This window comes from Salarchaeum japonicum (assembly GCF_020614395.1).
In the GTDB taxonomy this organism is placed as follows: domain Archaea; phylum Halobacteriota; class Halobacteria; order Halobacteriales; family Halobacteriaceae; genus Salarchaeum; species Salarchaeum japonicum.
This window is the reverse complement of the sequence record NZ_CP085324.1, coordinates 1,299,699-1,326,001: the sequence shown is the minus strand read 5'-3', so window position 1 is coordinate 1,326,001 and position 26,303 is coordinate 1,299,699. Positions and strand designations below refer to the sequence as shown.

Below are 26,303 nucleotides of genomic sequence, written 5' to 3'. Positions count from 1 at the left end.
GGAAGCGCCGACTCTTTGACGGTGGCACTCGCCCCATCCGGTATGCGAACTGTCGACGCCGCCGGCCTCGGAATCGGGGACGACCACCCGCCCCGCATCATGGGCGTGCTGAACGTCTCCGCGGAGTCACCGTACTCGCCGAGCGTGTACGACGACCCCGCCGAAGCCGCGGCGTACGTCGAGGACGAACTGCTCGCGGAGGGCGCGGACATCATCGACATCGGCCTGGAGTCCGCGAACAAGAAGTTCGACGTCCTGAGCGCGGAACAGGAACTCGACCGGCTCGACATCGCGCTCGAAACCATCGAGCGCGTCGAGGGCGACGCGGTCTTCTCGATAGAGACCAGGTATCACGAGGTCGCGGACGCGGCGCTCGCGGGCGGGTTCGACATGGTGAACGACATCTGCGGGTTCGCCGACCCCGAGATGCCGGGCGTGTGCGAGGCGCACGACGCCGCGGTGGCGAAGATGGCGAGTCCGCCCGACCTCGAACGCCCCGGCGCGGTCGAGTCCGTCGACGACATCTACGACGCGCTCGGCCTGAACGGCTTCACGGACAAGACCCTCATCGACCCCGCGTTCGGCGGGTGGTCGGAGGGAAAGACGCTCGCAGACGACCGGGAGACGTTCGAGCGCCTGCGGGAGTTCCGCGCGCTCGGCCGCCCGATTCTCGTCTCAATCAATCGGAAGAACTTCCTCCGCGACCTCGCCGGTCGGAGCACCGAAGAAGCGCTCCCCGTCAGCCTCGCCGCCACCTCGATGGCCGTCGAGCGCGGCGCGCACGTGATTCGGACGCACGACGTGGCCGAGACCCGGGACGCCGCCGTCATCGGGGACGCGTTCACCCGCGAGCGCACCCGCACGCCCACCGTGGAGGAACTGGACGTGACGACCGTCCGGGAGGCCGAACGCCACCTCGACGAACACGAGGGCGCGACGGCGGACGCAGCGAGGAGCGTGTCGCGCGCGTTCAGCGTGCGCGGCCTCACCGACGCCGACCGCGACACCCTCGTCGCCGCCGCGTCCGCCGCCGGCGCGGTCGCGTCCGGGGACGAAACCGTCTTCCTCGCCGGCACAGTCGCGAGCCTCGAAACCGTCGCGGACGCGGTCGAGGACGGCGCTGGCCGACTCCCCGAAGTCGCCGCCGGCATCCGGAACACCCTGACGTAACGAGAAAGCTTATACCTGCGGCGGGAAAATCCGCGAGCGGAGGCTGACCCCCCGCGTGGGTAGGGGTACACACTGCGGCGGGGTCGGCTCGGACTCCCCGAATTTCTACACCGACGAGCGATTGCCACATGGACTACGATACCTGGAACTCCGTCTACGAGCGCGTACTCACCGATTTCGACTTCAGCCGCGAGGCCGACGAACGCGCCCGCGACCGCATCAGCGAGTACGCGCGGCCGTTCGACCGCGACCGCCTCGACGCGCGCGGTGACACCGTCGCCGTCGCCGGCGCGGGGCCGTCCCTCTCCGACGACCTCGACCTCGCCCGGGACGCCGACCGCGTGTTCGCCGCGTCCACCGCCACCGACATCCTCGCCGACGCCGGCATCCGGGTGGACGCGATGGTCACCGACCTCGACAAGAACCCCGCCACCGCCCGCGACCGCACGCTGCGGGGAGACCCGGTCGTCGCGCACGCCCACGGCGACAACATTCCCGCCATCGCGGAGTGGCTCCCCGAGTTCGACGCCGACCACGTGCTCTGCACGACGCAGGCCGAACCCCGTGACTCCGTGTACGACTTCGGCGGGTTCACGGACGGCGACCGCGCCGCCTTCCTCGCCGACGAACTCGGCGCGACCGAACTCGTCTTCCCGGGCTGGGACTTCGACGACCCCACCGTGGACGCGATGAAGGCGAAGAAACTCGACTGGGCGGAGCGACTGCTCTACTGGCTCGAAACCCGAAGGGGCGAGACGTTCGACGTGCTCGACGGCCGCCGCGACGGCCTCGAACTCCCCTAGGGTTCGAGGACGACCTTCCCCTGCGTCTCGCGGTTTTCGAGGGCTTCGTGGGCTTCCTTGGCGTTTTCGAGGTCGAACGTCTGCCCGACGACGACTTCGAGTTCGCCGTCGGCGAGCATGCCGGAGAGTTCGGGGACGGCCTCGTAGACGCGCTCGGGGTCGCGCGCCATCGCCTGGCCGAGGTGGAAGCCGATGACGGACTTGTTCCCAAAGAGGAGGCTCGCGGTGTCGATTTCGCCGGGCGTGCCGGACGCGGCTCCGTACGCGACGACGCGTCCGAAGTGGCTGAGCGTCTCGACGCTCTTCGCGCTGGTCTCCCCGCCGATGCCGTCGAGGACGAGGTCGACGCCCGCGCCGTCGGTCAGGTCGTCGATCTCCTCGACGAAGTCGGTCTCCGTGTAGTCGATGGTGTGGTCGCAGCCCAGGCGCTGGGCGAGGTCGCGCTTCGCCTGGGTGCTCGCGGTGCCGAACACTTCAGCGCCGTAGTCGCTCGCGAGCTGGACGGCGGCGGTGCCGACGCCGCCCGCCGCGGCGTGCACGAGCACGCGCTCGTCGGCTTCGAGGCCGCCCCACTCGTGGAGGCAGTGGTGGGCGGTGAGGAACTGGACGGGGAATCCGGCGGCCTCCGCGAACGACATCGATTCCGGCACGTCGAACAGCGCCATCGCGTTCGCGGTGACGTACTCGGCGTACGCGTTCTCGCCCGTCATCGCGACGACGCGCTCGCCGGGTTCGCGCGCCACGCCCTCGCCGACGGCGTCGATGACGCCCGCGGCCTCCATTCCGGGCGTGTACGGCGGCGTGGGGCCGCCCTGGTAGTGGCCGCGGCGCTGCATCACGTCGGCGAAGTTCACGCCGACCGCCTCCACGTCGATGCGGACTTCGCCCGGCCCGGGGTCGGGCGTCTCGCGGTCTTCGACGCTGATGACGCTACTGTCGCCGAATTCGTTGACGCGTACGGCTCGCATACCCGAGACCACGGGTGCCGTCCGGAAAAACTACCGATTCTCGGGGGCGACCGCCGCGAGCGTTTCGTCTATCTGGTCGCGGTCTGCGCTCCGCGGCAGTCCCACGTCTATCTCGTTCAGGCCGTCGATGGCCTCCCACTCCGCGAGTTTCTCCGCGACCTCGTCGGGCGTTCCCGCGCAGACGAGGTCGTCGAGGAGTTCCTCGCGGACGAGCGAGAGCGCGTGTTCGCGGTCGTCGTCGTTCCACGCGTCGTGCACTTCGTTCGCCACGTCCTCGTAGCCCTGGCGGACGAGCGCGTCCCGGTAGAACGTCCCCATCCCGCCGATGTAGAACCCGACGTGCTGGGTGGCGAGGCGGCGCGCCTCCTCGCCGTCCTCCAGCGCGCAACACGTGAGGAGGAGCGACACCTGCACGTCGCTCACGTCGCGGTCGCCGAGGTCAGCGCCGCGTTCGAGGTCGCCGAGGCGCTCTTCGAGGCCGTCCTGGGTGAGCATGAGGCCGTGCCAGCCGTTCGCGAACCGGCCCGCGAGTTCCACGGCTTTCGGCCCCATCCCGGTCACGTCGATGGGCGGCGGGGTCTCCGGCGGGTCACAGCGCAGGCGGAACCCGCGGAGGTCGAAGACGTCGCCGTCGTAGTTCACGGGGTCGCCCGAAACGACGTTTCGGACGATATCGACGTACTCGCGGGTGCGGCGGAGCGGGCGCTCGAAGTCCACGCCGTGCCAGTTCTCGATGACGGCGGGGCCGCTCGGGCCGAGTCCGAGGCGGAACCGGCCGTTCGAGGCTTCCTGGAGGGTGGCGGCGGTCTGGCCGACGAGCGCGGGCGAGCGCGAGTAGGTGTTGAGGATGCTCGTGCCGATACCGACCTCGCTCGTGCGCTCGGCGATGAGCGAGAGCGTGGTGACGGCGTCGCGTCCCCACGTCTCGGGGAGCCACGCGCGCTCGAACCCGAGTTCTTCGGTTCGGACGCCGAGTTCGACGAGGGCGTCGAGGCTGGGCTGTGCGGCGACGGGGAGGTGGACGGAGCGGTGCGTCATCGACTGCCACCGGCGAGATTTACCATACCTCAACTATCGAGGGGGATACCTTAACGATTGATACCGAGAATCGCGTCCGTGGTCGCGACCCGCGCGAACTCGCCGTCGAGGTGCGCGAGCGCGAGCCGGTGGACGGTCTCGGGGTCGAATCGCTCGCCGTCGAGCGACCGGTCGAACGTCGCCGTCGCGTCCCGCGCGACCGTCACCGCGAATCCCCGGTTCTCCGCCATGCGCGCCGTCGTGGAGACGCAGTGGTCCGTCGTGAGGCCGGCGAGCACGAGCGACTCGATGCCGCGCTCGCGCAGCCACTCGCCGAGGCCGGTATCCACGAACGCGCCGTTCACGCGCTTCACGAATTCCACTTCCCCGTCGCGGGGTTCGAGGCCGGGCTTGTACGCGAACCCGGGGTCGCCGCGCCTCAGCGGGGAGTCGGGTTCGGTGGAGTCGTGGCGGACGTGCACGACCGGGTCGTCGCGCTCGCGCCACGCGTCCAGGAGTCTGCGCGCGTTCGCCTCCGCGTCGGGGTTGTTCCGGTCGCCCCAGCCCGGGTCGTCGAACCCCGTCTGGAAGTCCACGAGGACGAGCGCGGTCACTGCCCGACCTCACGCGCGATACCGGGGTCGATGCTGGGCGCGACCTTCGGGTGGTCGCGCGACACCGTTATCGGGCACTCGTCGGGGGCTTCGGCGTCGTCCTCGCGGAGCATGTACTGCGGCCACTCCCGGTCGCCCTCGACGCCCCAGTCCCCAAGGTCGGCGTGCGGGCAGACGCCGTCGTAGGCCTCCAGGTTGTCCTGAATCACGTCCCGGGCGCGTTGGCCGGTCTCGGTGTCGGCGGTGACGCCCATCGACTCGAACAGGCCGCGGGGCTGGAACGTGATTTCGAGGCCGACCGGACAGTACCGGCTCCGGTAGGTGTCGTAGAAGGGCGCGCGACAGGTCGGGAACATCGGCTCGCCCGCGAACGAGAACTCCCAGTAGGGGTCGTCGGGGTCGGTCGGGATGGACTCCGGCCACGGTTCGGGGTCGTGGACGTGGAGGAACTGGAGGACGTGCCAGAGCGCGTCGTGGTAGTCCGCCTCCGAGAACGAGCGCTCGGGTGGCGCGAAGAAGGCGACGAGGGACGCGCGGTCGCTGTACTCCTCGTAGCGCTCGACGTATTCGACGAGCGTGTCCCGCAGGGAGAGGAGGGCGTCCACGTCGGTGAGGGACGGCACGACGGTGTAGAGGGGGTCGCCCGCGCGCACCGACTCCCGGCCGAAGTAACACGGGAACCCTTCGCCCTCGTGGGTGCCCGTGAGGCTCTCGTGGAACGTCTCCCAGTGGTCGCGCGCCCACGACGGATACCCGTCGTTCGCGCGTGCTCGCATCGTCTCCTGGTCGAGCAACACGCCCATCCCGGGTTCGTTCATGCCTGAATTTCTCGTTCCGAACCCCGATAGAGTTTTCGAGACCGGCAGTCGTTCTCACCCCGCGGGAACGCACACCTAATACATCCTCCCAGTACCTTAGGAATCACAACGTATCCGGTCGATTTATGCAGAACTGTTTTACCACACATCCTCCCAGAAAGGGACGTACAATGATTGGACGTACGTCTACAAAAAACGCGGAACACGAGGATGAAAACGCCAGTAGTGGCGTGAAAAACACCGTTTCGTGTTCCACAACTGGCGTATCGGTTTCGAGTGCTGGCGTCTCGTCCGGCTACGCGGACGTGGTGAGCGCGTTCGGTGGCGCGCCATGACGGAGGAGAACGTCGTCGAACCCGGGGAGACGGCGGCGATTCCGCTCCGCGGAAGCGGCATCGCCATCTACGACCCCGAAGAACCGGGCGCGTGGATTCAATCCGACCACGCGGTCGAACTGGCGGACGGCGAAAAACCCGACGACGTGGAGTCCCCGAACCCCGAGTGGGAGTGGTAGCCTAGGACTGGTCGCGTTCGACGAGCTCGTACTTCTGGACTTTTCCGGTGGTGGTGCGCGGGAGTTCCTGCACGAACTCCACCTCCCGTGGGTGCTTGTACTCTGCGAGGTTGTCGAGACAGTACTGCTTGAGTTCCTCCTCGGTCACGTCGCTCTCGGGCGCTTTCACCACGAACGCCTTCACCGTCTCCCCCCGGCGGTCGTCCGGAATGCCGACGACGGCCGCGTCCGCGACGCCCGGATGCTCGAAGAGCAACTCCTCGACCTCGCGCGGGTAGACGTTGTAGCCCGCGGTGTTGATCATGTGCTTCTTCCGGTCGACGATGTAGTAGTAGTCGTCCTCGTCGTAGTACCCGATGTCGCCGGTGTGGAACCAGCGCTTCCCGTCCGCCTCCGTGAACGCCTCCGCGTTCGCGTCCGGGAGGTTGTAGTAGCCCTTCATGACGTTCGGGCCGGCGATGACGAGCTCGCCCGTCACGTCGTCCAGCGCGTCGTCGTCCTCGTCCACGGGGCCTTCCTCGACGGGGTCGAGCGCGTTGAAGTCGCCGTCGACAATCCGGGAGTCGATGCCGTCCAGGGGCGTGCCGATACTGCCGACGCGCCGCCCCACGTCGGGCCGGTTGAAGTGCGTGACCGGACTCGTCTCGGTGAGCCCGTACCCCTCGTAGATTTTCGGCTCGAACAGCTCCTCGAACTTCCGCAGAACTTCGACGGGGATGCCGGATCCGCCGACGCCGCACATCCGCACCGAGGAGAAGTCGAACTCGTCCGTGTTCGGCTGATTGATGAGGTCGTTGTACATCGCGGGCACGCCGTGGAACAGCGTGATGTCCTCCGCGGCGACGAGGTCGGTGGCCTCCTGGGCGTCCCACTCCGGGAGCGGGTAGTACGCGCCGCCGTTGAACAGCGTCGCGTTCATCGTGACGGTCATCCCGTAGATGTGGAACAGGGGGAGCGCGCCGAACGACTTGTCCTCGTCGTTCACGCCGCCCGGCGCGAGCGACGCGGCCTGCGACGCGTTCGACCCGAGGTTCTCGTGCGTGAGCTGAACGCCCTTCGGCTGTCCCGTCGTCCCCGACGTGTACGGCTGGCAGGCGTCGTCGTCCGCGTCCCGGGGAACCACGTCGAGCGTGTCCTCGGCGAGGAACTCGTCGAACGGCGTCGCCGCGTCGTGCTCGCCGCCGACGGAGACGACGTGCTCCACGTCGGTGTCGTCCACGACTTCCTCCACGAACGGCACGAGGTCGGCGAGCGCGACGACGACCTTCGCCCCCGAGTCGTCGAGCAAGTGACTGATTTCGCGCGACTTGTACTGGGGGTTCATCGGCACGACCACGCCGCCCGCGCGGAGCGTGCCGTGGAACGTCGTCACGAACTGCGGGAGGTTCGGCAGGTACACCGCGACGCGGTCGTCCTCGCCGAGCCCCCGCTCGTCGAGCGCCGCCGCGAACTGACCGGTTCGCTGCCAGAACGCGCCGTAACTGATTTCCTGCCCCCGGAAGCCGATGGCCGTCGCGTCGGGGTCGTCTTTTACCGCTGTTTCGACGTTCGTCACAAGATTTGCCATTGGTACTACCAGAAGCCACGGTGGTTGCTCACAAGAAACTTACCCCGGAGACCGACGGAAAGCTAGAGGTGTCCGGCGCGCAATTCCCGAGGTATGACGTACGAGAACGTCTCGGTGCGCCGCGAGAACGGAGTCGCCTACCTCACGATGGAGGGCGCGAACGCCCTGAACGCGCTCGACGACGCCACCACCGACGGTCTCATGGCCGCGGTCACGGACGCCGTGGAGGACGACGACGTGCGCTGTCTCGTCCTCACGGGCGACGGCGACGCGTTCGGCGCGGGAGCCGACCTCGCGGGGTTCGACGGCGACGAGTCCGACGCCCCGGAACTCCGCCGGCTCGCGTCCGCGCTCCACGACGTCGTTCTCCAGCTCCACCAGGCACCGAAACCCGTCGTCACCGCGGTGAACGGCGTCGCCGCCGGAGCCGGGTTCAGCCTCGCGCTCGTCGGCGACATCGTAGTCGTCTCCGAGGACGCCGCGCTCTCCTACGCCTACCCCCGGATCGGCCTCACCGGCGACGGCGGTTCGACGTTCTTCCTCCCGCGGCTCGTCGGCCTCCGCAAAGCGAAGGAGATAGCGCTCCTCGACGGCGACCTCACGCCCGACGAAGCCGTCGACCTCGGCATCGCCACCGAAGCCGTCCCCGCGGGCGAGTTCGACGACCGCGTGACCGAACTCGCGGAACGCCTCGCACGAGGGCCGACGAAGGCGTTCGGCGCGACCAAGCGCCTCATGACGGCGTCCTTCGAGCACTCGCTACCCGAGCAACTCGCGGTGGAGACGGAGGCGATGGCGGACGCCACGCACACGGAGGACTACGCGCGCGGCCACGCCGCCTTCTTCGAGAAATCCGACCCCGATTTCGTCGGGAAGTGACGCCAAGGGTTTAGGTGGCCGGCGGCCTCCTCCACTGCATGGACGAAGCGGCGTTCCTCCAGACCCACATCGACCAGCACGGCTTCCTCTCCTTCCTCGGCCTCACCGTCGAGGACTTAGAACCCGGACGGCTCCGCCTCCGGGTGCCGTACGACGAGAAACTCACGAACACCGGCCCGGGCGCGAACGGCCAGGTGCACGGCGGCGTCGCCGCCACCATCGCGGACACCGCGGGCGGTCTCGCCGTCCGCTCGACGCTCGACGAACCGACCCAGACCGGGGTCGCCACCATCGACCTCAACATCTCCTACCTCCGCCCCGCCGCGGGCGACCTCGTCTGCACCGCGAACGTCGTCCGCACGGGCAGCACCGTCGGCGTCGCCGAGATGACCATCGAGTCCGAAACGCCCGATGGAAAACTGAAGGAGGTCGCCGTGGGCCGGGGGTCGTTCCGTATCTTCGACTAGGCCGGTAGGCTTTCGGCGCGCCCGCGACACTCGCCCGTATGCAGGTCTTCTGGCACCGCCGCGACCTCCGCGCGCACGACAACCTCGGACTCGCGGCCGCCGCCGACGAGGGCGACGTGCTGCCCGTGTTCGTGTTCGACGACGCCGTCCTCGACCACGCCAGCCCCGTCCGCGTCGCCTTCCTCCGCGACGCCCTGCGCGACCTCCGCGCGTGGTACCGGGAGCGCGGGAGCGACCTCGTCGTCCGCCGCGGCGACCCGTCGGGCGTGCTTCCCGCCCTCGCCCACGAGCACGACGCCGACCGCGTCGTCTGGAACCACGACTACACCGGCCTCGCGCAGGAGCGCGACGAACTCGTCCGGGAGGCGCTCGACGCCCAGGACACGCCCCACGCGCAGTTCCACGACGCCGTCCACCACGAACCCGGGACGATTCGGACGAACGCCGGCGACCCGTACTCGGTGTACACGTACTTCTGGAAGAAGTGGCGCGACCGCGAGAAGGCGAGTCCCGCCGACCCGCCCGCCGCGGACGCGCTCGCCGACGCGTCGGGGGACGAACTGCCGTCGCTCGACGAGTTGGGGTTCGACGAACCGGAAGCGGACTACCCCGCGGCCGGGCACGACGCGGCCGTCGAGCGCCTCGACGCCTTCTGTGAGAACGATATCTTCGAGTACGACGTGGGCCGCGAGTACCCCGCAGAGGAGGGGACGAGCCGGCTCTCCCAGGACTTGAAGTACGGGACGCTCGGCGTGCGGGAGGCGTACGCCCGCACCGAGGCGGCGATGGCGGACGCGGAGGACGAGGACGAGGAGACGGGCGTGGAGGAGTTCCAGAGCCAGCTCGCGTGGCGCGAGTTCTACCAGCAAGTCCTCTACTTCCACCCCGAGGTCGTGCGGGAGAACTACAACGAGTACGAGAACCCCATCGAGTGGCGGGACGACCCGGACGAAATCGCGGCGTGGAAGGCCGGCGAGACCGGGTTTCCCATCGTGGACGCCGGGATGCGCCAACTCCGCGAGGAGGCGTACGTCCACAACCGCGTGCGGATGATCGTCGCCTCCTTCCTCACGAAAGACCTCCTGGTGGACTGGCGGGTCGGCTACGACCACTACCGCGACTACCTCGTCGACCACGACACCGCGAACGACAACGGCGGCTGGCAGTGGGCGGCCTCGACGGGCACGGACGCCCAGCCCTACTTCCGCATCTTCAACCCCTGGACGCAACAGGCGGACTACGACCCGGACGCCGAGTACATCCGCGAGCACGTCCCCGAACTCGCGGACGCGGACGCCGAGCAGATTCACGGCTGGAACGACCTCAGCGAGGACGAACGCGAGTCGGTCGCGCCCGACTACCCCGCGCCCATCGTGGAGCACGCGGAGCGCCGCGAGCGCGCGCTGGAGATGTTCGAGGCGGCGCGCGGCGAGGACTAACCGCCCGCGGAGCCAGTTTTATGTGACGGGATGCGAACACGAATCCGTGAGGGAAGTTATCGCATGTCACTAGGCGAGGCACGACGCCCCGAGACGACGCGCGAACGGTACAGTCAGATGGCCGACGCGGCGAACCCCGCGTTCACCGCGGGCGCAATCGCGGTTCCGCTCCTCCTACCCGTGCTGGGATACCTCTCGGGCGACCACCGCGTGATGTTCACCGTCCACCTCTTCCTCGGCGCGTTCTGGTTCGGCACGTCCGTCCTTGGCGCGGTCGTCCTCGGGCCCGTCATGGGCGGTCTGCCGGACGAGGCGAACGAGGCGTTCGCGGAGCGCTTCGTCCCGAAGATGAACGTCCTCATGGAACCCGTCTCCGTCGGCGTCGTCGGCTCCGGCATCGGCCTCGCCGCCATGATGAACATGTGGCAGGCCCCGACGACGACGCTCTGGATAGCGCTCGCGCTCGCCGTCGCCCTGCTCGCGCTCGGGTTCGGGCCGCTCCACTGGTTCACGACCGAGATGTTCGACGAACTCGCGGCCGACGACACCGACTACGACCGGCTCGCCGACCTGAACCAGAAGTACGGGATGCTGAGCCTCGTGGAACTCGCCCTGATGGTCGCCGTCGTCGCCACGATGTCCGGACTGCGCTGGGGAATCTGAAACCACACACGTATCCGTCCGGCTCCGCTCTCTCGGGTATGGCAATCGAAACCGGCGACACGGTCACGTTCGAGTACACGGGCCGTCTCGACGACGGCACCGTCTTCGACACCTCCCGCGAATCCGTCGCGACCGAGGAAGGACTCGCCGACGAACAGCCGAACCGCGAGTACGACCCGCTCACCGCCGAAGTCGGCGCGGGCCAGGTCATCGAGGGCATGGAGGACGGCCTCGTCGGCCTCGACGCGGGCGAGACCGCGACGCTCACGATTCCGCCCGAGGAAGCCTACGGCGAGTGGAGCGAGGAACGCGTCCAGGAGTTCGAGACCGAGGAACTCACCGAGGCGCTCGGCCAGCGCCCCGAGGAAGGCCTCTACCTCGAAGCGCAGAACGGCCAGCCCGGCGAAATCACGCACGTGGACGACGACGTGACGAAGGTCGACTTCAACCCCCGGCTCGCCGGCGAAACCCTCGAATTCGAAATCGAAGTCGTCGACGTCGAGTAATCGACTCTCAGTTTTCGAAGAGCGTCGGCACGTCCGCGATACTGTCGAGGACGTGCGTCGGCGTGATGTCCGTCGTTTCGATGTCCGCGCGGTCGCTGACGCCCGTGAGGACGAGCGCGGTGTCCATGCCCGCGCGGTCGCCCATCAGTACGTCCGTGTGGAGGTTGTCCCCGACCATCAGGCACTCGTCGAGCGGGACGCCGAGGATGTCGGCGGCCACGTCCGCCATGCGCGTGCTGGGCTTCCCGACGACGAGCGGGTCGTGGTCGGTCATCTCTTCAACGGCGGCGACGAACGCGCCCGCGCCCGGCATCGGCCCGTCCTCGTGCGGCGTCGTGCTGTCGCGGTTCGTGGCGACGAAGTCCGTCCCGGGGCCGAACGCGCGGAGCGCGCCCGTCAGGCGATCCATCGACACGCGCTCGTCGTACCCGACGACGACCACGTCCGCCGTCCCGGACTCGGAGACGGTGAGGCCGGCGGCGGCGAGTTCGTCCGCGACCACGTCCTGTCCCATCACGTGCACGGACGCGTTCGGCCGGTACTCCGCGAGGTACTCGGCGGTCGCCCACGCCGCGGTCACGACCTCGCCCGCGTCCGGGTCGATGCCGAGCGCGTCGAGGCGCGCGTGGAAGTCGTCCCGGCGGACGCCCGTGTTGTTCGTCACGAACACGAGCGGCACGCCGCGCTCGCGGAGCGCGCGAACCGCGTCGGCGACACCGGGAACGGGGTCGCGGCCGCGCCAGACGGTGCCGTCGAGGTCGACGAAGACGCCGGAGTACGTCACACTCGCTCGAAGACGCAGCACGCCCGAAAACCCTTCGTGGGCCGTGATACCATGGAACGCCTCAAGGTTTAACAGTTATCCGAGCGTTGTATCTGTTGGTGATACACGATGACTGACTACGAACTTCCCCCGCTTCCCTACGAGTACGACGCGCTCGAACCGCACATCAGCGAACAGGTGCTCACGTGGCATCACGACACCCACCACCAGGGCTACGTGAACGGCTGGAACAGCGCCGAAGAAACGCTCGAAGCGAACCGCGAGGACGGCGACTTCTCCAGCTCCGCGGGCGCGATTCGGAACGTCACCCACAACGGCAGTGGACACATCCTCCACTCCATCTTCTGGGAGAACATGAGCGAGGACGGCGGCGGCGAACCCGCCGGCGCGCTCGCCGCCCGCATCGAGGAGGACTTCGGCGGCTTCGACGCCTGGAAGGGCGAATTCGAAGCCGCGGCGTCCGCCGCCGGCGGCTGGGCGCTCCTCGTCTACGACTCCCACTCCGACCAGCTGCGTAACCTCGTCGTGGACAAGCACGACCAGGGCGCGCTCTGGGGCAGCCACCCCATCCTCGCGCTCGACGTCTGGGAGCACTCCTACTACTACGACTACGGCCCGGACCGCGGCGACTTCATCAGCAACTTCTTCGACGTCGTCGACTGGGACGACGTCGCGGACAAGTACGAGGACGTCGTCGCGACGTTCGAATAATCCGGGGAACCCACCAGTTTTCTTTCGCGCGCTACGCCGGCAGGAGTTCCGACAGCGGGTAGTCCGCGAGTTCGTCGCTCACGCACTCCGTCAGGTCGGCGAAGTCGTAGCCGCCCTCGCGGCGGTCGAAACTACACAGGACGCCGACGCGCTCGCCGTCCCGGGACGCGAACGTCCGGTACTGCTCGAACGTGTCGAACCCGCGGAGCGTGTAGTAGAACTCGGCGTAGTGGAGGTTGTCGTAGGTCTCCCGGGTGACGAACCCGTATCGTTCGTTGTCGATGTAGCGCTCCACGTCCGCGTCGGCGAGTTCGTCCGCGACGTCCTCGCGAACGAAGAGTGGTTCCTGGGTGTCGCCGTCGAACACCCAGAGGTCGCGGAGCGCGTCCCCGCCGAACTCCTCTACGACCGCGTACAGCGCTTCCTTCCCCGGCGTGGACTGTCGTGTGCCATCTAACTCCATCGCAAGATACCGGGTGTTAGAGACTCCCCCACATAACGTTTCGTCATCGGTGCGTCTTGCGCCGTCGAGTCCGTGGGTTTTTGCCGGCCGCGGGCGCACCCCTCGGTATGCCTCGGCCGAAGTCCGACTTCGACACGTTCCACCCCTGTGACTTCTACGAACCGGACGAACTCCTCGACGACGACGAGATGTACACCGTCTACGAGATAGCGCGCCTGCTCCAGGGTCTCGACCCGGACGCCGCGCTCGACGAGGGGACGGAGGAAATCCTGCTGGACTGGGCGATTCCGTGGGTGATGCGGAACAGTGACGCGCTCGTCATCGCGGAACCGGAGAGCGAGGACGAACCCGGCTACTACGGACTGAAGGAGTAACCCTAGGTGGTGACCATCCACCCGGGGTCGCGCCCGGTGCGCTCGATGAGGTCAGACCGGCACGCCGGACAGACGTCCGGCGTTCGCGTTTCGCTTCGGGGGACGTAGACCGCGCCGCCGCACTCGACGCACGCGTCCGCGACGACTGTCGTGCAGTCGGCGCAGACGTTGAAGTCGTCGACCGTGAGGTCGCGCAGGGGTTCGAGTTGTTTATCGAGGAGATACTCGTCGATGACCGCCTGACAGTTCTGGCACGGTTGCATAGCGATGCACGCTACCGCATGCTACCGAGTGACATATGTCTGTCGCCCGCGCGAAACCCTGCCGTCCTATCGCGTTTTCGCGCCCTGACGGGCGAGTCGAACGTCCTCGACGGGGTTCCGGGTGACGCTCGGCCCGTGCCCGCAGTGCATCACGTCGAGCCCCTCCGAGAGCCGTGATTCGAGGCGTTCGATGGACTCGACGAGCAGGCCGCGGTCGCCTTCTTCGAGGTCGGTGCGGCCGAACCCGCCGTTCGCGAACACGAGGTCGCCCGCGAACAGCGTCCGGTCGGTGTAGAGACAGACGTGGTCGTTCTTGTGCCCGGGCGTGTGCAACACCGTGTAGGCGTCGTCGCCCATCCGAACTTCGCCCTCGTCCGCGAGTTCGTGGTCGATACCGGGCTGGTCGGCGTCGAACCCCCACGCTTCGACGCCGAACGCCGACTTCACGTCGTCGAGGTTGCCGACGTGGTCTGTGTGCGTGTGCGTCACGACCACCGCGTCGAGGCCGTCCGTCCGTTCCTCGATGCGGCCCACCACGTCGTAGTTCGCGCCCGCGTCCACGAGGACGGTGCGCTCGCCCTCGACGAGAAACGCGTTACTGGTGAATGCGTCGATGCCGGCGGAGAGGTTCTCGACCATACCGCCCTCTCGGGGATGCGCCCGGAAATACCCTTAGACCGGCGCGCTCACGAGCACGAGTTTGGAGTACTCGTCGCGGTTCTGAATCTGACGTTCCTCCTCGGGGCTGATGCGGAGCGCCTCGTCCGCCTCCAGGCTGACGGTGTGGTCGCCGAAGTCGACGTCCACGCCGCCCGTCGCGACGTAGTAAATCTCCTCCTGGTCGTCGTCCACGTGCGCGTGACTCATCGTCTCCTCGCCGGCTTCGAGCGCGAGCACGGTGAACCCGAGCGTCTCCGTGTCGAGGTCGTCCCGGAGCATCCACATCTCGCCCTTCACGTCGTCCGGAAGCACCGATTCCGCGTCGCTCACGTGCGATTTCGTGTGCGGCATACGTGGTGGTGTGGCCGCCGGCCGGAAAAACGTACTCGCCGACTCCGCGCCACCCCAGGCTTTTCCCGCGGGAGGCCGTCACGGCACGTATGAGTGACTCACAGGCGCGCTTCGAGGTGTACGAGGACGACGCGGGTCAGTGGCGGTGGCGGCTCGTCCACCGGAACGGCAACATCCTCGCGGACTCCGGCGAGGGCTACGCGTCGAAACAGAAGGCCAAACAGGGCCTTGAGAGCGTGAAGGAGAACGCGCCCGGCGCGCCCGTCGAGGAGTAGTTATTCGACGCCGAGCGCGGTCGTGATGCGGTCGCGGTAGGGGACGAGCCACTCCTCGCGGTCGCGCGGCCTCCCCTCGCCGATATCGACGGTCGTCTCGACGGTGCCCGGCTGGCCGCCGAGCACGACGACGCGGTCGGAGAGGTAGGCGGCTTCCTCCACGTCGTGCGTGACGAGGACGACCGTGAGGTCGCTGTCCCGCCAGAGGTCGAGCAGGAAGTCCTGTTGTTCGTACTTCGTGAGCGCGTCGAGCGCGGAGAACGGTTCGTCCAGCAACATCACGGTCGGGTCGTACGCGAGGCCGCGCGCGAGCGAGACGCGCTGGGCCATCCCGCCGGAGAGTTCGCTCGGGCGCGCGTCCTCGAACCCGGAGAGGCCGACGCGGTCGAGGAGCGCGTCCACGCGTTCGCGCGCCGCCTCGCTGTCCGGGTCTACGTCCCGCGGCAGGCCGACCGCGACGTTCTCCCGCACCGTCTTCCACGGCAACAGACGGGGCTCCTGGAACACCATCCCGACGCGGTGACCGCCCTCCGTGCGCACGTCCGTCCCGTCCACGGTCGCCGTCCCCCGGAAGTCGTCTTCGAGGCCGGCGAGGACGCGGAGGAGCGTGCTCTTCCCACAGCCGGAGTGACCGACGACGGACACGAACTCGCCGGGCGCGACCGACAGGGAGACGTCGCGGAGCGCCACGGTGTCGCCGTAGGCCTTCGTCAGGTCTTCGACGGCGACCGCCGACGAAGACTCACCAGTCGACGACACGTTTCTCCACCTCCTTGACGGCGAGGTCGGTGAGGTTCCCGAACAGCGCGAACAGCAGGATTGCGCCGATAATCATGTCGGGCCGGGAGAGCACGCGGCCGTTCTTCATGAGGAAGCCGAGACCCTGGCTCGCGCCGATGAGTTCCGCGGCGACGACGAACATCCACGCGAGGCCGACGCCGCTCCGCACGCCGACGAACAGACTGGGGAGCGCCGCCGGAAACACCACCGACTTGAGGGTCTCGAACCGCGTGAGGTCGTACACTTCAGCGACCTCCCGGCGCGCCTCGTCCACGGCGTGCAGGCCCGTGGAGAGGTTGAGGTAGACGGGGAAGAACGCGCCGACGGCGATGAGGAGGACTTTCGCCACCTCGCCGATGCCGAACCAGAGCAGGAACAGCGGCACCCACGCGAGCGACGGGATGTTCTTCAGGCTCTGGAAGAGCGGGTCGAGGAGCGCGCTCGCCGTCCGCGAGATGCCGGTGAGCGTGCCGAGGAGGACGGCGAGCGTCATCCCGACGACGCACCCGAAGAAGACGCGCTGGACGGTGACGGAGACGTGCGTGGCGAGCTGTCCCGACGCCGCGAGCGAGTACAGCGTCTCCAGCACTGCCAGGGGTTTCGGGAGCTGGTAGGGCGGGAAGACGCCCGTCACGACCGCGACGTGCCAGCCGACCACGAGGAACGCCGGCACGACGAGGCCGAGTATCCAGCGCGCGCGGTCGAGCGACACGTCCGCGAGGCCGTACGTCCGCGTGCTCATCCGTTCACCACCGACTCGGAGATGGACGGCCGGACGAGTTCGTCGATGGCCGCCTGGAGGTCGACGCTCGAATCGACGAAGCCCTTCTCCTGGAGGATGGGCGCGAGGTCGGAGAGCAGGGAGCGGTGCTGGTCGCCCGGGATGGGCGCGGAGAGGTCGGTGCGGTCGGTGAACACCTTCCGCGCGACCGGCTTCGACATCTCCGAGGCGCTCGCGAGGATGGACACCGTCTCCTCGGGGTTCTCGATGGCCCACTCCCGGCCGCGCTCGTACGCCCGGAGCACGCGGTTCACGTCCTCGGGGTGGTTCTGGAGGAAGCCTTCGAGGAAGTTCAGGGTGCCGTTCGTGTTGAACTCGGGCCGCCGGAAGAACAGCTCCACGTCGTGTTCGAGCTGGAGTTCGGCCATGTGGGGGTCGAGGCCCGCCCACGCGTCCACTTCGTCCTGGAGGAGGGCGTCCTGGCCCTCGGGGTGCTGGAGGTCGACGATGTCCACGTCGCTCTCGCTGAGGCCCGCGGTGTCGAGCGCCTGCAGGAGGAAGAAGTGGGGGTCGGTGCCGAGCGTCGCGGCGACGGACTTCCCTTCGAGGTCGGCGACCTCCGAGATGTCGCTGCTCGATTTCGCGACGAGCGCGGTCCACTCGGGCCGCGAGTAGATGTAGCCCGTGCGGATGGGGACGCCGTTCGAGCGCGCCATCAGCGCCGCGATGCCCGCAGTGGATGCTGCCTGCGCCTCCCCGCTCTGGGAGTACTGGTTCGCCTGGTTGCTCCCGAGGCTCAACACCCACTCGACGCTCGCGTCGCTGTCTTCGAACTCCTCGCCCACCCAGCCCTTCTCCCGGAGCACGAGGCTCACGGGGTTGTAGTAGGCGTAGTCGAGGGTGACGGTGCGCGACCCGCCGACGATTCCGCTTCCGATGCAGCCAGCCGTCAACGACGCGGCGGCCGCACCCGTCGCGCCGAGGAACGCTCGTCGATTCATCGTACCCACCGTACGGCTAGCGGTGTCAAAACACGAACTACCGCGTCAGCCGTTACGCCGGTCTCGTTCCGCCCGTGAACGGCCGTTCCGTCCGCCCGCGCCCGACAGCCCGCCGGACGACCCGGTTCCGGCGCTCGCGGAGCGCACGCGACACCTGCAATACCTGCCGGACGACCCCGTTCCGTCCGCGAGAATCCCTAGACATTTGGTTCGCTGGCACCGAGTCCGGGGTATGTCTCGGGTCACCGCCGCGGTCTGCGCGCTCCTCGTCGCGAGCGCCCTGATCGTCGGCGTGACGCCCGCGAGCGGCCTCGGGGACGCGGACAGCGTCGGCACCGCCGACGACCCCTCGTTTTCGAGCGTTCACTTCACCATCACCGTCGCGGCGGACGGGTCGGCGCAGTGGACGTTCCAGTACCGGACGCCGCTCGAAAACGACTCCCAGCGCGCGGACTTCCGCGAGTTCGCGGCTCGCTTCGAGAACGAGACGCTCCCGCTCTACGAGAACTTCCAGGACAGGGCGGGGGCGCTGGTCGCGGACGGGGAGAACGTCTCCGAGCGGTCGATGAACGCCACGGCGTTCTCGCGGTCGGCGCGCGTCACGGGACTGAACGACAACCTCGGCGTGGTCGAGATGTCGTTCACGTGGACGAACTTCGCTCGCGTGCAGGCTGACCGGGTGGTCGTCGGCGACCTGTTCGAGGGCGGGCTGTACGTCGGGGAGAGCCAGCGCCTCGTCCTCGAAGCCGGCGAGGGCGTGCGGTTCGCGTCCGTCAGCCCGGAACCGGACTCGATGGCGGGCGAGACGGTCGCGGAGAGCGACTCCGTGACGTGGTTCGGGCCGACCGAGTTCGCGGACGAACGCCCGCAAGCGACGTTCACCACCGCACCGCTCCCGACGAACACGACGACCGCGACGACCGACGGCACGACCACCGGTGGCGGGCCGCCGGAGACCGAGTCGTCCGGCGGGTTCCCGTGGGCGCTCTACGCCCTGCTCGCCGTCGTGCTCGCGCTCGCCGTCGTCGCCGGCGTCGTCGGGTGGCGCTCCCGGCGCGACGACTCGACCGACGGCGGCGACGAGACGGGTGGCGGAACCGGCGCACCGACGGAGCCCGCGGTGCCGGACGAGGAACTGCAGTCGGACGAAGACCGCGTGCGCGGCCTGATCGAAGACCACGGCGGCCGCATGCGGCAGGTGCAGATAGTCGAGGAGACGGACTGGTCGAAGTCCAAGGTGAGCATGTTGCTCTCCGAGATGGAGGAGGAGGGCGAACTCAGCCGCATCCGCATCGGCCGCGAGAACGTCGTCAGCCTCCCCGGCCACGAACCCGGCGGCGACCGCGACGAGTAGCCCACGCCCGCCCCAACCTTATTTTAATCGCGTGGAAGCGTGTAGGACATCCGTCAGTCTATATACGCGGGCGTGCTGTGACGGGGTATGGCTTCGTCGCCGCTGAACGACATCGTCTCGTTCAGCCCGGACAACCGCACGATACGCGTGCTCCTCGTCGACGACGACGAGGCGACCGTGGAGTTATCGACGCGGTTCCTCGAACGCGAACTCGACGACGTGACGATTACGGGAGTGAGCGACCCCAGTGAGGTTCGCGACCACATTCAGGAACGCGAGTACGACTGCATCGTGAGCGACTACGACATGCCCGAGTCGAACGGTCTCGACCTCCTGCACTCGCTCCGCGCGGACGACTGCCAGGTTCCGTTCGTGCTGTTCACGGGGAAGGGCAACGAGGAGATAGCGAGCCGCGCCATCTCCGCGGGCGTGGACGAGTACCTCCAGAAGGACGGCGCGGACGTCTACCCCGTGCTCGCGAACAAGATAGAGACGCTCGTCGAGAAGCACTGGGCGGAGTCCCAGGTTCGACAGGGCTTCCTCGCCATCGAGTCCGCGCAGGAGGGCATCGGCATCATCGACGCGGACGGCACGTACCGCTACCTGAACCCGGCGTACGCCGAGGTGTACGAGCGGACGCGGGAGGAACTCGTCGGCACGCACTGGTCTGCGCTGTACAGCCGAGAGGAGCGCGCGCGGTTCGAGACCGACATCCTGCCCGAACTCGAAGCGACGGGGTCGTGGCGGGGGCGCGCGACAGGCGTGACGAAATCCGGCCGCACCGTTCCGGAGCGACTCGTGTTGACGCAGTTGGCTGACGGCGGGCACGTCTGCGTCGTCGAAGACCTCACCGAGGAGGAGGACTTGCTCGAAGACCTCGCGATTCGCGACCGCGCGCTCGACGCCACGTCCGTCGGCGTCGTCATCACCGACCCCACTCGGGAGGACAACCCCATCGTGTACGTGAACGAGGGGTTCACGGAGATGACGGGCTACGGGCGCGAGGAGGCGATGGGTCGGAACTGTCGGTTCCTCCAGGGCCCGGAGACCGACCCCTCGACGGTTCGCGAACTCCGGGAGGCGGTCGAGAACGAGGAGACGGTGATGACGGAGATTCTGAACTACACGAAGTCCGGCGAGCCGTTCTGGAACCTCGTGGAGGTGTCGCCGGTGCGGGACGACGCGGGCGAGACGGTGAACTTCGTCGGGTTCCAGCGCCAGATAACGAAGCGCAAGGAGCGCACCATCGCCATCGAAGAGCAACTGGAGTGGCTGCACGACTTCGGGCAGGTGCTCTCGCACGACCTGAAGACGCCGCTCACGGTGTTGAAGGGGAACATCGAGCTGGCGCGCGACGGCGACGAATCCCGGTTGGACGACGCGCGGCGCGCCGCCGACAGGCTGAGCGCGCTCATCAGCGACCTCTCGAACGTGATGCGGCAGGGCGACCTCGTGACGGACGTGGAACCCGTGGACATCGCGAACGTGTTCCGGTCGTGGGACGCGTTCGAGACCGAACCCGCGTCCCTCACGGTCGTGGAGTCGAAGCGCGTGCTGGCGGACGAACGCGCGCTCGTCCGACTCGCGGACAACCTCGTGAAGAACACGGTCGAACACGCGGACGCGGACACCGCGATGCGGGTCGGCGCGCTCCCCGGCGGCTTCTACTACGAGGACGACGGCCCCGGCATCCCCGTCGAGGAACGCGAGCGCGTGTTCAAACCCGGGTACACCACCAAGGAGGACGGCACCGGGTTCGGGATGGTGAGCATCAAACAGATAGCGCTCGCGCACGGCTGGACGGTCTCCATCGGGGAGAGCGACTCCGGCGGCGCGCGCTTCGAGTTCACGGGCGTCGAGTCGCCCGAGGACTAGACGCTCTTGATGACGGCCGTGACGCCGAGGGTCTCCAGGACGACCCAGACGACGAACAGGGCGTAGCCGGCGAGCAGGGCGACCGATTCGATCGTTGTCAGGGAGAGGTCGGTGCGGAGCGCCGTGAACAGGGCTATCGTGGCGAGCGTGAGCACCGCGAACATCGGCACGGCGACCGCGAAGTTCACGGGCACCGCGCCGACGATGAGCACGCCGACGGGGACGGCGACGAGGAGGTCGAACGTGTTCGACCCGAAGACGTTCCCGAGGCTGGTCGCGCCGTTCCCCTCGCGCGCGGACTGCACGCTCACGAGCGTGTCCGGGAGGCTGGTCGCCGCCGCGACCACCGTCACGCCGAGCAGGAACTCGGGGACGCCGAACGTCTGCCCGAGCGACTCCACGGAGTGCACGAGTTGCTCGACGGCGACGAGGATGACGAGCAAGCCCGCGGCGAGCGTCCCCCACGCCCGCGCCGCCGAAATATCGGCGTCACCGGGCTGGTTCGCGTCGCTCACGTCCTGCCACTGGATGAAGAGGTAGAGCCCGTAGAGGAGGAGGGGAATCATCGCGAGCGGCCGCGTCAACTCGCCGTCCAGCGTCGTGCCCGGAATGGGCGCGTAGATGACCGCGAGCGCGAGCGTCACGACGAGCGCGGACACCGCGAGCATGTAGAACTGGGCTTCCTTGTACACGATAGCGCGGCTCGCGGACAGGTCGTCGTCCGCCGCCAACCCCGAGAGCGACGGAATCACGAGCACGTTGAAGATAGCGGACCCGACCACCGCCCCGATACCGATGTCGAACGCGCCCGCGAGCGCCGCGAACACCACGCTCGCCAGCTCGGGGAAACTCGACCCGACCGCGACCACCACCGACCCCTGCACGACCGCCGGCAGACCGTAGTACGCCGCGAGGTTCTCCGCGGACTCCTCCAGCCACCCGCTCCCCACCCAGACGAGCGCCGTCGCGACCATGAGAACGAGCACGTTCGCCGCCGGCGAGGACGGCACCAGACCCCAGAGGACCATCACCCGCGAACTCGCACGCCCACCCGAATCAAGCCACCGAAACCCGCCACCCACTCCGAATGCCACCATCCCACAGACCCATCCCGAAAAGTGAGGTTTAAATATCGCCGTCTCCTCGAATCGAGTGAAGCGGGAGCGACCCGCCGACGAACGCACCAGTGCTCTGTTGGTGTAGTCCGGCCAATCATCTTGCCCTCTCACGGCAAGGACCAGGGTTCAAATCCCTGACGGAGCACTCCTTTCACGGTACCTTCTGAGACAATAGCCGTTGCTGGGGAATATCCAGTGGTGTGCGGGCGTTTCAGGACGCCGTAGAAAATACGAGTTGCTCGGTGACTGGGCTGATACGAGTGAGTGAATCGAGCGCGTTAACCCTATCCCGGACAGTCGTGTATAGTCACGTCATATGAACTTCTGTGATGCGTGTGGGTCGCTAATGCACACTGAAGACGACACGTGGGTGTGTCGCTCCTGCGGACACGAGGAGTCGCGGGACGCGCAGGCGGAGGCGGCGATGACGACCCAAGACGGGCAACGGGACGACGGTGCGCCCGCGGTCGCCGACGCGACTCAGAACGACTCGGAGACGGTAGAGGAGGCGTGTCCGGCTGACGATTGCGACAGCGACCAGGCCTACTACGAGATTATGCCGAAGCCGGGCGGCTCCTACGAGGTTCGCCTGTTCACGTGCGTCGAGTGCGGCACCAAATGGCGCGAATCCTAACCCGGTGGTCTGGTGAGTCGTCGGAACTAGTTCTCTAGCCACTCCCAGGCGGCCTCTCGATCGTCTGCGTCGAAGTGCTCGATGTCGATGCTAGACACGAGGTCGCCGGCGTCGGTCGCCCACTCGACGAGCGTGCTGTCCCCGACGACCGCGTACTTCTCGATGTCGTCGCCGTGCTCCAGCCAGAATCCGAGGTCTTCGTCGAGCGCGTCGAGTTCGGGCGTCGGCACCGACGGCATCGCGACGAGCACCCGCACCGACCCCTCCGCTCGAATCGTTTCTTCGAGCTCCGCAAGCATCGCGTCCAGGTCGTCCTCGTTGAGTTCGTCTCGGACTTCGTACCCCAGTACGTTCCCGTGGCTTCGGTCGAGTTTCTCGTACATATGTGAGGACGAGGACGCCGACCCGAAAACAGTTCTGGCGGCCCCTGCGGGTCCGCACGGTCGAGGGCGAGGCATTATTGTGGGTCGGAGCGAGCGGATGCTATGACGTAGTTGGTTCGGCGATCGCCTCGATGATTATCGTCGTCAGGTCGTCCGGACTATCGGGTTCGTAGACTCGCTACGATACGACCACCCACTCGTCGCCCCCGTCCGTGTTCGACACATCACTACGTTCTGCCATATATTGTTGGTATCACAGTAGTCTCGGCTAGCGTGTTGTTCCTGCTGGCTGTCCAACGCGGTTCCTGCGCGTTCGAGAACCGCGAAGACCTGTTCTGCGTGGATCGCCCACGTACTGGTCTCGGTTTCCTCGTCGAAACGAATCACTTCGTGCTCGCCGAGCTTCGGGATTGTGCGTGGTAGAGTGAGAGATACACGCGGTCGCGAACCGTCTCGTGGACGGCTGCCTCCTCGACATCCGACTCCCACGCCGCCAGCTTCGTACCAGCGACTAAGCGTGCTTGCAATACGTGCATCCACAGCAAGATGGAAGCTCCCCGGAGTTCTCAGGGCGTGGTTCGCAGTCTCAGCGTCGTATAGGACTCAAGCTACGCGAGAGGTGGGGTGTGTCGCTCGTTGCGACGATGAGTGCGTTCAGTCATCGCTCGGAGGTGATGTGTGCTCAAGGGTCTCGTTGGAGGTTTTCTCGTCGCTGTTCGTACTCCTCGTCGGTTAGTTCGCCGCGTGCGTAGGCGAGTCGGAGTTCTTCGAGCGCCTGGTCTGACTCCTCCCCGTCTCCGGTTAGTGTCCGATAGAGGAGGTAGCCACCACCGACGAGAGCGGCCAGGAAGAGGAGCTGCATCACGAATCCAACGATGAGCACCCAGCCCGGCATCGTTCCGTCGTCCCACATGTGACCACCCCACATACCGCCCATCATCGGACCGACCCCCATCATCCCGAAGCCCATGAGGAACAACGGGACGATGAATACGGCACCGATGATAATGAGGAGGAGCGTAACAAGTCGCGTATCGTCTGAATTTGTGGGCATATTGTGATCCCTCCGTGAGTTTGGGTTCTCAGATTATACTACGCACTACCTATTCAATGCGGTTGCGCCTTTGATTTACGTGTTCTACCCACCACTATTCTTTTGAATACCTACTCACTACGGCCCTGGCCCGAATTATCTGAAGGAAAACTGCAATAGATGATCCCTTCGAACTGATACCTATGGTAGCGACGATGATTGATGGCATCCTCGAAGCGCTACGTATCGGTGTGGGCTTCCTCTGGACGGCGGCGTGGGCGATCATTATGGGCCTCACGATCACGAGCCTCGTCCAGGTCTACGTCTCGAAGGAGCGGATGGCCCAGGTCCTCGGCGACGGTGATCTGAGCGGGCTCACCAAGGCGACTGCGTTCGGCGCGGCCAGTAGTGGCTGTAGTTTCGGCGCTGTCGCCATCGGGAAGGGCTTGTTCAAGAAGGGAGCCCACGCGGTGAACTTCCTCGCGTTCATGTTCGCGTCAACGAATCTCATCGTCGAACTCGGATTGATGATCCTGATTCTGCTCGGCTGGGAGTTCCTCGTCGCAGAGTTACTCGGCGGACTCATCCTCATTGCCGTGATGGCCGTCATCGTTCATCTCACGCTCCCCGAGAATCTCTTCGAGGAGGTGCGAGAGACCCTCAACGAGCGCGATCACGGGGCGGGCGTCACCGAGGATCCGACCTGCGGGATGGAAGGCAAAGACGAGTACACGCTCACGACTGACGGCGGTGAGACGCTCAAGTTCTGCTCGGAGGGGTGTATGGAGACCTACCGCCAGGAGATGTCGAGCCGCGGCGGGTGGCGTGACGAGTTACTGTCGTGGGGCGGCTGGTACAAAGTCGGGAACCAGTACCGCAACGAGTGGTCGATGATTTGGAAGGACGTCATCGCCGGCTTCCTCATCTCGGGGTTCGTCATCGTCTTCGTCCCCCAGTCGGTCTGGAACACCCTGTTCATCCAGGGCGACGGGCTGCTCGTGACCGCCGAGAACGCGATTATGGGCGTCGCCATCGCCGTCCTCAGCTTCGTCGGTAGCATGGGTAATGTCCCGTTCGCCGTCGCACTCTGGGGCGGCGGCATCAGCTTCGCTGGCGTCATCGCGTTCGTCTACGCCGACCTCATCACGATTCCCGTGCTGAACGTCTACCGGAAGTACTACGGCTGGAAGGTGATGCTGTACATTCTCGGCGTCTTCTTCGTCACGATGGCGTTCACCGGCTTCCTCATGGAACTGCTGTTCGACGCCCTCAACATCGTCCCTGATCTGGCGGGCGGCGAGACTGCGACCGAGCAAACGTACTTCGAGCTCAACTACACGTTCTACCTCAACCTCATTGCGTTCGCGCTTTCCGGCTTTCTCCTGTACGTGTATCGTCGCGGCCTCGGTGCGCCTGGCCAGTACCGTGACCCCGTCTGTGGGATGCGGACTGACGACAGCGAGCCATCGGCGACCCACGACGGTGAGACGTACTACTTCTGCTCGCAGACCTGCAAGGAGACGTTCGAGGAGGACCCGGACGAATACGCCACCGGGCATCCGATGGTGATGGAGGGCCACGACCACTAACGTCTGTTTCGTCGAAGATTCCTCGCTGTACAGAGTATTATCCGGGGTTCTCATTTCGGCTCCACCGATTCCCAGCGCATCTCACACGTGGTGAGTCCCTCCAAAGGGCCGGGGTAGCGCTCGACGAGCGTCTCGCCACCGACATCGTAGTTCTCGATGTACTGGTCGAGGCCCAGGATGCGGCCCGCGGCGAACGCGGCGACCGCGAGGAACACGAGCATGTACGCGAAGTCCCCGTTGATGAACCCGTGACCCACATCCCATTTCCCGAAGTAGAACAACAGCATCATGAGCGCGCCGAAGAACGCCGCGAGGCGGACTTCTGGAAAGAGTTCGTTTCGAGACACTCCAAGTATCGATCTTCCAGACGGGTTTCGTTGCGGCACTTGTCACGGCAGCGGGGATGCCATCCATCCTGTACGCCCTCTACGCCCCCAATCCCTGCTCCAAAACGGTGCCCGTCGGTGGAGAGCGCTTCGTCAGTTCTGGAGGGGTACCGGGATGCTCTA

Annotated in this window: 31 protein-coding genes, 1 tRNA gene and 1 pseudogene; 16 read left to right on the top strand and 17 right to left on the bottom strand. The window is 66.9% G+C overall.

Going from position 1 to position 26,303, the window contains the following annotated elements:
- The first annotated feature begins 42 nt into the window (after window positions 1-42).
- Complete coding sequence (locus LI334_RS07525) at window positions 43-1,170, top strand: dihydropteroate synthase (protein ID WP_227259775.1); 1,128 nt, start codon at window positions 43-45, stop codon at window positions 1,168-1,170.
- Window positions 1,171-1,298: 128 nt separating this feature from the next.
- Complete coding sequence (locus LI334_RS07520; RefSeq protein WP_227259774.1) at window positions 1,299-1,973, top strand: 6-hydroxymethylpterin diphosphokinase MptE-like protein; 675 nt, start codon at window positions 1,299-1,301, stop codon at window positions 1,971-1,973.
- Here the strand turns inward: LI334_RS07520 and LI334_RS07515 are convergent.
- From LI334_RS07515 to LI334_RS07500, 4 genes are read right to left on the bottom strand one after another with little or no spacing between them, the layout of a single operon-like run.
- Entirely contained in the window at window positions 1,970-2,941 is a 972-nt protein-coding gene (locus LI334_RS07515) for a quinone oxidoreductase family protein (RefSeq protein ID WP_227259773.1), read from the bottom strand. The two genes, LI334_RS07520 and LI334_RS07515, sit on opposite strands and share 4 nt — an antisense overlap.
- Window positions 2,942-2,971: 30 nt before the next feature.
- Complete coding sequence (locus LI334_RS07510; protein ID WP_227259772.1) at window positions 2,972-3,979, bottom strand: TIGR04024 family LLM class F420-dependent oxidoreductase; 1,008 nt, start codon at window positions 3,977-3,979, stop codon at window positions 2,972-2,974.
- A 50-nt stretch (window positions 3,980-4,029) separates the two neighbouring features.
- Window positions 4,030-4,572, bottom strand: coding sequence for a cysteine hydrolase family protein (locus LI334_RS07505; RefSeq protein WP_227259771.1), 543 nt, complete (start codon window positions 4,570-4,572; stop codon window positions 4,030-4,032).
- A complete protein-coding gene (locus tag LI334_RS07500; RefSeq protein ID WP_227259770.1) occupies window positions 4,569-5,390 on the bottom strand; it encodes a YqcI/YcgG family protein in 822 nt (273 codons plus the stop codon). Before LI334_RS07500 ends, LI334_RS07505 begins: the two co-directional genes overlap by 4 nt.
- Window positions 5,391-5,721: 331 nt before the next feature.
- Here LI334_RS07500 and LI334_RS07495 point away from each other — a divergent pair, with 331 nt between their 5' ends.
- Window positions 5,722-5,904 (top strand): DUF7331 family protein, encoded by a 183-nt coding sequence (locus LI334_RS07495; protein ID WP_227259769.1) that lies wholly within the window; start codon window positions 5,722-5,724, stop codon window positions 5,902-5,904.
- A gap of 1 nt (window position 5,905) precedes the next feature.
- Here the strand turns inward: LI334_RS07495 and LI334_RS07490 are convergent, their stop codons facing one another.
- A complete protein-coding gene (locus tag LI334_RS07490; RefSeq protein ID WP_227259768.1) occupies window positions 5,906-7,471 on the bottom strand; it encodes an AMP-binding protein in 1,566 nt (521 codons plus the stop codon).
- A 93-nt stretch (window positions 7,472-7,564) separates the two neighbouring features.
- On the opposite strand from LI334_RS07490, the gene LI334_RS07485 reads away from it, so the two are divergent.
- The 5 genes from LI334_RS07485 (at window position 7,565) to LI334_RS07465 (ending at window position 11,425) form a co-directional block, all read left to right on the top strand.
- On the top strand, window positions 7,565-8,350 hold the full coding sequence (locus LI334_RS07485) for an enoyl-CoA hydratase/isomerase family protein (protein ID WP_227259767.1): 786 nt from the start codon (window positions 7,565-7,567) through the stop codon (window positions 8,348-8,350).
- 38 nt (window positions 8,351-8,388) lie between these two features.
- On the top strand, window positions 8,389-8,817 hold the full coding sequence (locus tag LI334_RS07480) for a PaaI family thioesterase (RefSeq protein WP_227259766.1): 429 nt from the start codon (window positions 8,389-8,391) through the stop codon (window positions 8,815-8,817).
- A 38-nt stretch (window positions 8,818-8,855) separates the two neighbouring features.
- Window positions 8,856-10,256, top strand: a complete 1,401-nt coding sequence (locus tag LI334_RS07475) for a cryptochrome/photolyase family protein (RefSeq protein ID WP_227259765.1) — start codon at window positions 8,856-8,858, stop codon at window positions 10,254-10,256.
- A 63-nt stretch (window positions 10,257-10,319) separates the two neighbouring features.
- Window positions 10,320-10,919 carry a hypothetical protein gene (locus LI334_RS07470; RefSeq protein ID WP_227259764.1) on the top strand — a complete coding sequence of 200 codons (600 nt, stop codon included), beginning with the start codon at window positions 10,320-10,322 and terminating at the stop codon, window positions 10,917-10,919.
- 38 nt (window positions 10,920-10,957) lie between these two features.
- A complete protein-coding gene (locus LI334_RS07465) occupies window positions 10,958-11,425 on the top strand; it encodes an FKBP-type peptidyl-prolyl cis-trans isomerase (protein WP_227259763.1) in 468 nt (155 codons plus the stop codon).
- A 7-nt stretch (window positions 11,426-11,432) separates the two neighbouring features.
- Here the strand turns inward: LI334_RS07465 and LI334_RS07460 are convergent, their stop codons facing one another.
- Window positions 11,433-12,209, bottom strand: coding sequence for an HAD-IIA family hydrolase (locus LI334_RS07460; RefSeq protein ID WP_227259762.1), 777 nt, complete (start codon window positions 12,207-12,209; stop codon window positions 11,433-11,435).
- 108 nt (window positions 12,210-12,317) lie between these two features.
- Here LI334_RS07460 and sod point away from each other — a divergent pair, with 108 nt between their 5' ends.
- Entirely contained in the window at window positions 12,318-12,920 is a 603-nt protein-coding gene (sod, locus tag LI334_RS07455) for a superoxide dismutase (RefSeq protein ID WP_227259761.1), read from the top strand.
- 31 nt (window positions 12,921-12,951) lie between these two features.
- On the opposite strand, the gene LI334_RS07450 is transcribed toward sod, so the two are convergent.
- Complete coding sequence (locus LI334_RS07450; RefSeq protein WP_227259760.1) at window positions 12,952-13,383, bottom strand: DUF7522 family protein; 432 nt, start codon at window positions 13,381-13,383, stop codon at window positions 12,952-12,954.
- 107 nt (window positions 13,384-13,490) lie between these two features.
- On the opposite strand from LI334_RS07450, the gene LI334_RS07445 reads away from it, so the two are divergent.
- Window positions 13,491-13,757: a DUF5827 family protein gene (locus LI334_RS07445; RefSeq protein ID WP_227259759.1), complete on the top strand. Its 267-nt coding sequence runs from the start codon at window positions 13,491-13,493 to the stop codon at window positions 13,755-13,757.
- Between the two features lie 2 nt (window positions 13,758-13,759).
- Here LI334_RS07445 and LI334_RS07440 read toward each other — a convergent pair whose 3' ends face one another.
- The 3 genes from LI334_RS07440 to LI334_RS07430 form a co-directional block, all read right to left on the bottom strand.
- The gene (locus LI334_RS07440) at window positions 13,760-14,020 is read right to left on the bottom strand and encodes a DUF7571 family protein (RefSeq protein ID WP_145847301.1); all 261 of its coding nucleotides are present in this window, start codon (window positions 14,018-14,020) and stop codon (window positions 13,760-13,762) included.
- Between the two features lie 66 nt (window positions 14,021-14,086).
- Window positions 14,087-14,659: an MBL fold metallo-hydrolase gene (locus LI334_RS07435; RefSeq protein ID WP_227259758.1), complete on the bottom strand. Its 573-nt coding sequence runs from the start codon at window positions 14,657-14,659 to the stop codon at window positions 14,087-14,089.
- Between the two features lie 33 nt (window positions 14,660-14,692).
- On the bottom strand, window positions 14,693-15,031 hold the full coding sequence (locus tag LI334_RS07430) for a cupin domain-containing protein (protein WP_227259757.1): 339 nt from the start codon (window positions 15,029-15,031) through the stop codon (window positions 14,693-14,695).
- Between the two features lie 89 nt (window positions 15,032-15,120).
- Between LI334_RS07430 and LI334_RS07425 the strand changes: the two genes are divergently transcribed.
- Window positions 15,121-15,306, top strand: a complete 186-nt coding sequence (locus tag LI334_RS07425; RefSeq protein WP_343750093.1) for an HVO_2922 family protein — start codon at window positions 15,121-15,123, stop codon at window positions 15,304-15,306.
- On the opposite strand, the gene LI334_RS07420 is transcribed toward LI334_RS07425, so the two are convergent.
- From LI334_RS07420 to LI334_RS07410, 3 genes are read right to left on the bottom strand one after another with little or no spacing between them, the layout of a single operon-like run.
- Entirely contained in the window at window positions 15,307-16,065 is a 759-nt protein-coding gene (locus LI334_RS07420) for an ABC transporter ATP-binding protein (RefSeq protein ID WP_227259756.1), read from the bottom strand.
- Window positions 16,049-16,828 carry an ABC transporter permease gene (locus LI334_RS07415; protein WP_227259755.1) on the bottom strand — a complete coding sequence of 260 codons (780 nt, stop codon included), beginning with the start codon at window positions 16,826-16,828 and terminating at the stop codon, window positions 16,049-16,051. The genes LI334_RS07420 and LI334_RS07415 overlap by 17 nt, the downstream gene beginning before the upstream one ends.
- Window positions 16,825-17,808, bottom strand: coding sequence for an aliphatic sulfonate ABC transporter substrate-binding protein (locus LI334_RS07410; protein WP_227259754.1), 984 nt, complete (start codon window positions 17,806-17,808; stop codon window positions 16,825-16,827). The genes LI334_RS07415 and LI334_RS07410 overlap by 4 nt, the downstream gene beginning before the upstream one ends.
- A 232-nt stretch (window positions 17,809-18,040) precedes the next feature.
- Here LI334_RS07410 and LI334_RS07405 point away from each other — a divergent pair, with 232 nt between their 5' ends.
- Window positions 18,041-19,162, top strand: a complete 1,122-nt coding sequence (locus tag LI334_RS07405) for a helix-turn-helix transcriptional regulator (RefSeq protein WP_227259753.1) — start codon at window positions 18,041-18,043, stop codon at window positions 19,160-19,162.
- An 87-nt stretch (window positions 19,163-19,249) separates the two neighbouring features.
- Window positions 19,250-21,037 (top strand): PAS domain-containing protein, encoded by a 1,788-nt coding sequence (locus tag LI334_RS07400; RefSeq protein WP_227259752.1) that lies wholly within the window; start codon window positions 19,250-19,252, stop codon window positions 21,035-21,037.
- Here the strand turns inward: LI334_RS07400 and LI334_RS07395 are convergent.
- Window positions 21,034-22,065 (bottom strand): sodium:calcium antiporter, encoded by a 1,032-nt coding sequence (locus LI334_RS07395; RefSeq protein ID WP_227259751.1) that lies wholly within the window; start codon window positions 22,063-22,065, stop codon window positions 21,034-21,036. The genes LI334_RS07400 and LI334_RS07395 overlap by 4 nt on opposite strands.
- Window positions 22,066-22,225: 160 nt before the next feature.
- On the opposite strand from LI334_RS07395, the gene LI334_RS07390 reads away from it, so the two are divergent.
- A tRNA-Glu gene (locus LI334_RS07390) sits at window positions 22,226-22,300 on the top strand.
- Window positions 22,301-22,471: 171 nt separating this feature from the next.
- A complete protein-coding gene (locus LI334_RS07385) occupies window positions 22,472-22,789 on the top strand; it encodes an RPA12/RPB9/RPC11 RNA polymerase family protein (protein ID WP_227259750.1) in 318 nt (105 codons plus the stop codon).
- A 26-nt stretch (window positions 22,790-22,815) separates the two neighbouring features.
- Here the strand turns inward: LI334_RS07385 and LI334_RS07380 are convergent, their stop codons facing one another.
- Window positions 22,816-23,172 carry a SpoIIAA family protein gene (locus tag LI334_RS07380; RefSeq protein ID WP_227259749.1) on the bottom strand — a complete coding sequence of 119 codons (357 nt, stop codon included), beginning with the start codon at window positions 23,170-23,172 and terminating at the stop codon, window positions 22,816-22,818.
- A 682-nt stretch (window positions 23,173-23,854) separates the two neighbouring features.
- On the bottom strand, window positions 23,855-24,226 hold the full coding sequence (locus LI334_RS07375; protein WP_227259748.1) for an SHOCT domain-containing protein: 372 nt from the start codon (window positions 24,224-24,226) through the stop codon (window positions 23,855-23,857).
- A gap of 182 nt (window positions 24,227-24,408) precedes the next feature.
- On the opposite strand from LI334_RS07375, the gene LI334_RS07370 reads away from it, so the two are divergent.
- A complete protein-coding gene (locus tag LI334_RS07370; RefSeq protein ID WP_227259747.1) occupies window positions 24,409-25,794 on the top strand; it encodes a permease in 1,386 nt (461 codons plus the stop codon).
- Between the two features lie 50 nt (window positions 25,795-25,844).
- On the opposite strand, the pseudogene LI334_RS07365 reads toward LI334_RS07370, so the two are convergent.
- Window positions 25,845-26,114: pseudogene (locus LI334_RS07365) on the bottom strand (hypothetical protein); the annotation flags it as partial.
- Window positions 26,115-26,303 lie beyond the last annotated feature (189 nt).

Bases quoted from the DNA above. Each gene is read 5' to 3' on its own strand.
- LI334_RS07525 (WP_227259775.1), top strand. From the start codon at position 43: ATGCGAACTGTCGACGCCGCCGGCCTCGGAATCGGGGACGACCACCCG.
- LI334_RS07520 (WP_227259774.1), top strand. From the start codon at position 1,299: ATGGACTACGATACCTGGAACTCCGTCTACGAGCGCGTACTCACCGAT.
- LI334_RS07515 (WP_227259773.1), bottom strand. From the start codon at position 2,941: ATGCGAGCCGTACGCGTCAACGAATTCGGCGACAGTAGCGTCATCAGC.
- LI334_RS07510 (WP_227259772.1), bottom strand. From the start codon at position 3,979: ATGACGCACCGCTCCGTCCACCTCCCCGTCGCCGCACAGCCCAGCCTC.
- LI334_RS07500 (WP_227259770.1), bottom strand. From the start codon at position 5,390: ATGAACGAACCCGGGATGGGCGTGTTGCTCGACCAGGAGACGATGCGA.
- LI334_RS07495 (WP_227259769.1), top strand. From the start codon at position 5,722: ATGACGGAGGAGAACGTCGTCGAACCCGGGGAGACGGCGGCGATTCCG.
- LI334_RS07490 (WP_227259768.1), bottom strand. From the start codon at position 7,471: ATGGCAAATCTTGTGACGAACGTCGAAACAGCGGTAAAAGACGACCCC.
- LI334_RS07485 (WP_227259767.1), top strand. From the start codon at position 7,565: ATGACGTACGAGAACGTCTCGGTGCGCCGCGAGAACGGAGTCGCCTAC.
- LI334_RS07480 (WP_227259766.1), top strand. From the start codon at position 8,389: ATGGACGAAGCGGCGTTCCTCCAGACCCACATCGACCAGCACGGCTTC.
- LI334_RS07475 (WP_227259765.1), top strand. From the start codon at position 8,856: ATGCAGGTCTTCTGGCACCGCCGCGACCTCCGCGCGCACGACAACCTC.
- LI334_RS07470 (WP_227259764.1), top strand. From the start codon at position 10,320: ATGTCACTAGGCGAGGCACGACGCCCCGAGACGACGCGCGAACGGTAC.
- LI334_RS07465 (WP_227259763.1), top strand. From the start codon at position 10,958: ATGGCAATCGAAACCGGCGACACGGTCACGTTCGAGTACACGGGCCGT.
- sod (WP_227259761.1), top strand. From the start codon at position 12,318: ATGACTGACTACGAACTTCCCCCGCTTCCCTACGAGTACGACGCGCTC.
- LI334_RS07450 (WP_227259760.1), bottom strand. From the start codon at position 13,383: ATGGAGTTAGATGGCACACGACAGTCCACGCCGGGGAAGGAAGCGCTG.
- LI334_RS07445 (WP_227259759.1), top strand. From the start codon at position 13,491: ATGCCTCGGCCGAAGTCCGACTTCGACACGTTCCACCCCTGTGACTTC.
- LI334_RS07440 (WP_145847301.1), bottom strand. From the start codon at position 14,020: ATGCAACCGTGCCAGAACTGTCAGGCGGTCATCGACGAGTATCTCCTC.
- LI334_RS07435 (WP_227259758.1), bottom strand. From the start codon at position 14,659: ATGGTCGAGAACCTCTCCGCCGGCATCGACGCATTCACCAGTAACGCG.
- LI334_RS07430 (WP_227259757.1), bottom strand. From the start codon at position 15,031: ATGCCGCACACGAAATCGCACGTGAGCGACGCGGAATCGGTGCTTCCG.
- LI334_RS07425 (WP_343750093.1), top strand. From the start codon at position 15,121: ATGAGTGACTCACAGGCGCGCTTCGAGGTGTACGAGGACGACGCGGGT.
- LI334_RS07415 (WP_227259755.1), bottom strand. From the start codon at position 16,828: ATGAGCACGCGGACGTACGGCCTCGCGGACGTGTCGCTCGACCGCGCG.
- LI334_RS07410 (WP_227259754.1), bottom strand. From the start codon at position 17,808: ATGAATCGACGAGCGTTCCTCGGCGCGACGGGTGCGGCCGCCGCGTCG.
- LI334_RS07405 (WP_227259753.1), top strand. From the start codon at position 18,041: ATGTCTCGGGTCACCGCCGCGGTCTGCGCGCTCCTCGTCGCGAGCGCC.
- LI334_RS07400 (WP_227259752.1), top strand. From the start codon at position 19,250: ATGGCTTCGTCGCCGCTGAACGACATCGTCTCGTTCAGCCCGGACAAC.
- LI334_RS07395 (WP_227259751.1), bottom strand. From the start codon at position 22,065: ATGGTCCTCTGGGGTCTGGTGCCGTCCTCGCCGGCGGCGAACGTGCTC.
- LI334_RS07385 (WP_227259750.1), top strand. From the start codon at position 22,472: ATGAACTTCTGTGATGCGTGTGGGTCGCTAATGCACACTGAAGACGAC.
- LI334_RS07380 (WP_227259749.1), bottom strand. From the start codon at position 23,172: ATGTACGAGAAACTCGACCGAAGCCACGGGAACGTACTGGGGTACGAA.
- LI334_RS07375 (WP_227259748.1), bottom strand. From the start codon at position 24,226: ATGCCCACAAATTCAGACGATACGCGACTTGTTACGCTCCTCCTCATT.
- LI334_RS07370 (WP_227259747.1), top strand. From the start codon at position 24,409: ATGGTAGCGACGATGATTGATGGCATCCTCGAAGCGCTACGTATCGGT.